This is a genomic window from Microbacterium sp. (assembly GCF_035277845.1).
In the GTDB taxonomy this organism is placed as follows: domain Bacteria; phylum Actinomycetota; class Actinomycetes; order Actinomycetales; family Microbacteriaceae; genus Microbacterium.
On the sequence record NZ_DATEJS010000019.1, the window covers coordinates 1 to 4341 of the forward strand.

At 67.6% G+C, this 4341-nt stretch carries 3 protein-coding genes; all 3 read right to left on the reverse strand.

Annotated elements, in window-relative coordinates:
* A partial coding sequence (locus tag VJR25_RS00615) for a Na+/H+ antiporter (protein ID WP_324111463.1) occupies positions 1-1514 on the reverse strand: 1514 nt, incomplete at its 3' end.
* Between the two features lie 10 nt (positions 1515-1524).
* Entirely contained in the window at positions 1525-3180 is a 1656-nt protein-coding gene (locus VJR25_RS00620; RefSeq protein WP_324111466.1) for an APC family permease, read from the reverse strand.
* Positions 3181-3560: 380 nt separating this feature from the next.
* On the reverse strand, positions 3561-4341 hold a 781-nt coding region (locus VJR25_RS00625), incomplete at its 5' end, for a hypothetical protein (RefSeq protein WP_324111468.1).

The window sequence follows — 4341 nt, forward strand, 5'->3', positions numbered from 1 at the left end:
GTCTGCAGGATGCGCAGCGTCGTGTCGCTGATGACGTGCTGGTCGCGCAGCCGGATCATCAGACTCCGCTTGCGTTCGAGGATCGCGAGGGTGAGTCTGACATGCTCCTCGTCCTCGGCGATGCCGATGTAGTCGCTGCTGCCGTCAGTTGCCCCCAGCTGCTGCAATCGATGCTGATACTCGAGCACGACGCGGTCCCGCACCTCATCCGAGACGTTCACGGCTGTCGCGAGCTCAGGTGCGGACCGGACGACCTCGATCGTGGCGGCACGCCTCGCTTCCGCCAGCTCGGCGGCGGTCGTGGTGTCCGGGGCGAAGCGCGCCCACCGGATGACGACGGGCAGCAGCACCCCCTGGACGACGATCGTCAGGACCACCACGCCGGCGGCGACGAAGATGATCTCGGACCGTGCGCCGAGGCCCGCCGGCACGGCGATCGCCACTGCGAGGGAGACGGCTCCGCGGAATCCGGCGACGGTCGAGACGACGCGGGCGCGATGCGACATCCGGTGCGTGCGCTGCGACGGGCGTCGGTCGAGGAGCCGGATCATCCACGCGGTCAGCACCTGGAAGACGAACCGGATGACGAGGATCGCGATCCAGGCGAGCGCGGTCACAGCGACCAGGCTCGGGATCTCCGCGGCGGGCACCGCGCGGATGGCGGACTGCGCCTCGATCCCGATCAGCACGAACAGCGCTCCGTTGAGGACCCTCGTCGTCAGGGTCCAGAACGTGGAGGACTGCTGCCGTGACAGCGGGGTGGAGGTCCGGGGGCCGGTCTGGCTGAGGATCACCCCCGCGACGACCACCGCGATCACCCCGGAGGCGTCGATGGATTCGGCGGCGAGGAACGCGGCGAACGGGATGAAGATCATCGCCGTGGTGTGGGCGGCCGCATCGCGCAGGCGGCGCAGGACGACGGTGCCGATCAGCCCGACGGTCACACCGACGGCCGCGCCGCCGAGATAGGAGAGGCTGATGAGCCCGACGATGCGCCAGCCGTCGAACGCGACGTGGCTCACAGCGACGCCGACCGTGATCGCGTAGATGACCAGCGCCGTGCCGTCGTTGACGAGGCTCTCCGCGCGCAGGAGGGTCACGTTGCGATGCGGCAGCGAGCGGGTCAGCACGCCGACCGCGGTCGCATCGGTCGGGGCGAGCGCGGCACCGAGCACCAGTGCCGCCGGCCACCCCAATCCCAATGCGACCGCGATCCCCGCGACACCGAACGCCGTGGCGGCGACCAGCAGCGTGCTCATCGGCAGGATCGTGCGGAGGTCTCGTCTGATCTCGCGGAGCGACGTCGTGGCCGCCTCCCAGAACAGCAGCGCGGGCAGGAACAGCACCAGCACGGTCTCGGACGGGAGGTGGATGTCCCGCACCACGGGGAAGAATCCGGCCAGTACCCCCAGCATCACCTGCACGAGCGGGACGGCGATCCTCGCGTGCGGAGCGATCCAGGTGGACAGCACGACGAGCCCACCGACGAGGACGACGATCTCCAGCGGGCTCATCGTGAGGACCTCAGGCGATGCCGGCGGGGGCCTCCAGAGGCTCGCCGGCACCCCTGGCGAGATCCTCGTCGACCGTGGCGACGATGTTCGACGTCTTCTGGCCCGTGTTGACCGCGTAGTAGTAGACCGCGAGCGAGAACACCGCGACCACGACGATGTCCCAGTCGCCGGGGATGGCGCCGGTGCCGCCGTAGTTGCCGAGCCAGCCGATCACGATCAGGCCGCCCATCCACAGCCAGATCCAGATCGCGGAACTCCACCGGGCGAGTGTCAGATCGGCGCGCTTGTGCTTGAACAGACCCGCCACGATGTAGAGCGCCTGCCCGATCACGAGGCCGATGGCGAGCTTCCATGTCACCGCGAACGTTCCCCAGTACACGATGAGGTTCGCGAAGATGAAGCCGAGGGGCAGGAACACCGCGGGCAGCGGCACGCGGTAGGGGTGCTCGCGGTCCGGATCCTTCTTGCGCAGTGCTCCCAGCGCCACCGGAGCGAGCCCGTACATGATCGCCGTGGCCCCGGTGATGACGCTCACCAGCTGCTGCCAGCTCGGTGCCGGCAGCAGGAAGAGCACCCCGAACACCGTTGCGACGATGATCGACCAGGTCGGCACGCCGCGCTTCGAGGTGCGGGTGAGGGCCGCCGGCAGGCCGAGGGCGTACGAGATGCGTGCGGTCGTGCCGACGTAGATGAGGCCGGTTCCTCCGGGCGAGATGACGGCGTCGACGATGAGGATGACCGCGAGCCAGCCGATCCCGAGGGAGATGGCCAGGGTGTAGTAGGGGCCGTAGTCGCCCTTGCCGATCGGGTGCGCCCAGCCGTTGGCAAGCAGCTGCGCCGGGTTGAGGGCGCCGACGAACGCGACCTCGAGCCCGATGTAGATCACGGCGCCGGCGATCATCGCGAGGATGATCGCCTTGGCGACGTGCTTCTTCGGGTTGACCGACTCGCCGGCCATCTGCGTCGCCTGCTCGAACCCCTGCAATGCGAACACCACGCCGGCGGGGAGTGCGGCGAAGATGCCGTGCCAGCCGAAGGGCGCGAACCCGCCGTGCGCGGTGAAGTTGCCCGGGTGGAAGTCCAGCGCCAGCAGCGCGACGATCGTGAGCACCGGCACCAGGATCTTCCACAGCACGATGCCGGTGTTGCTGTCCGACATCCACCGCGCACCGCCGAGGTTGATGAACGCGAACAGCGCCATCGCGAGGACGCCGACCACGATGCCGCGCCCCGTCAGGGTGCCGTCCGCATTGATCAGAGGGAAGACCGAGCGCACCGCCCCGACCGAATTGACGTAGCTGAGGGAGGCCTCCACCTCCAGTGGCGCGATCGCGACCGCCTGCAGGTAGGTGGTCCAGCCGGCGGTGAACCCGGCGAAGCCGCCGAACGCGTAGTGCGGGTAGCGCGACGTGCCGCCCGCGACCGGGTACGCGGCCCCGAGGTCCGCGTGGATGAGGGCGAGCACCATCAGCATGACCGCGGCGAGCACCCAGGAGATCAGCGAGCCGCCCCCGCCCGCGATGGACGCCGCGGTCAGTGCGCCCAGCAGCCACCCCGACCCGATGATCGAGCCGAGCGACACGAAGCTCAGCCCCCAGAACCCGACCGTCCGTCGCAACCCCGTACCGGCCGTGTTCGTCGAAATGTCTTGGACGACATCCGCCATGGTGATCCTCCTTGCGCAGCTGGCCTCCCGGCCCAACGAAAAGCGGAAGGGACCGAGGGACTCTCGATGTACCTTCCGCGTAGCCGTCACCCTAGCCACCGGATCGCCGTGAAAGCGGCGCGGAAACGGACATGTAACGGGCTTGTCCCGCGACCGACATCCGATGCAGCCGGCGGGGCGCAATGGCCTTCTTCGCCGCATGCGAGCGACGACCCGTGGGCCCTACTCGAAGCCCCCGTGTAGGGATCGCTCGGAGATGTCCGCACACGAGCCGACGGGACAGTGCTGACGGACACGAAATGTCCACGACGGTGGAACCTCGACGTGACCAAGTTGTCCGCGTTTGGGCGACACTCAGCTGTCGACGATGGCGGTGTGCGTCAAAGGGGCGTCGGATCAGACAGGAAATCGACGTCGAGCTGCTCGCTCTTCCTGTACCGGACGAGAGGAAAGTCCTCGTCTGTCCAGAGCATCGCCTCCACCGTGGCGACAGCACCCTTGACTGTCTGGTCGTCGGCCTGCCTCCCCTTCGGAGTGCACAGCGCAGCCAGTGACCAGGCGAATTCGTCCCACAGGACGACGGTTCGGTTGTCGTCCTTGCTGAGAAGCAGATCCGTAGCAACTTCTGCGAGCGGCCGAGCCTGGCGCGATGTAGATGGCTCCACAGTGGATCCGGCGTCGAGGTCGATGACAACGGGCATCCACCCGGCGACTACAATCACGTGCACCGTCAGAGTGCGCGGGGCATCAGCCCACGAGTCAGCTTCGACCCGTATTTCGGCGACACGATGGAGGACCTGCCCGAGCGCAGACTTGGGTGATTCGTACTTGTCGCGGATCTGCTTCTGGATAGGAGCCAGCCACGGCTGCACCTCGTCGGGGAACGCGAACCGCCCGAACCATCGGCCAACTGCAAGGCCAAAGGCGCGGACTGCTGCATCATCCTTTGCCTCGATTCCCGGCGCGGCAACCGCACCGGCGATATCCTCTTTCGCGTACGCCGTGATCTGGTTCAGGTCGACGAATCTCCCCTTACCGTCAAGCGGGAGCGGCACGTACCTCGGGTTCTCCCTGTTGAGTGCGCTCCTCTTGGTCTCCGCATTATCCAGCTCTACGAGCGGCGCCACCAGAATGTTCTCGCGTTTCGAGAGCACGACGTCA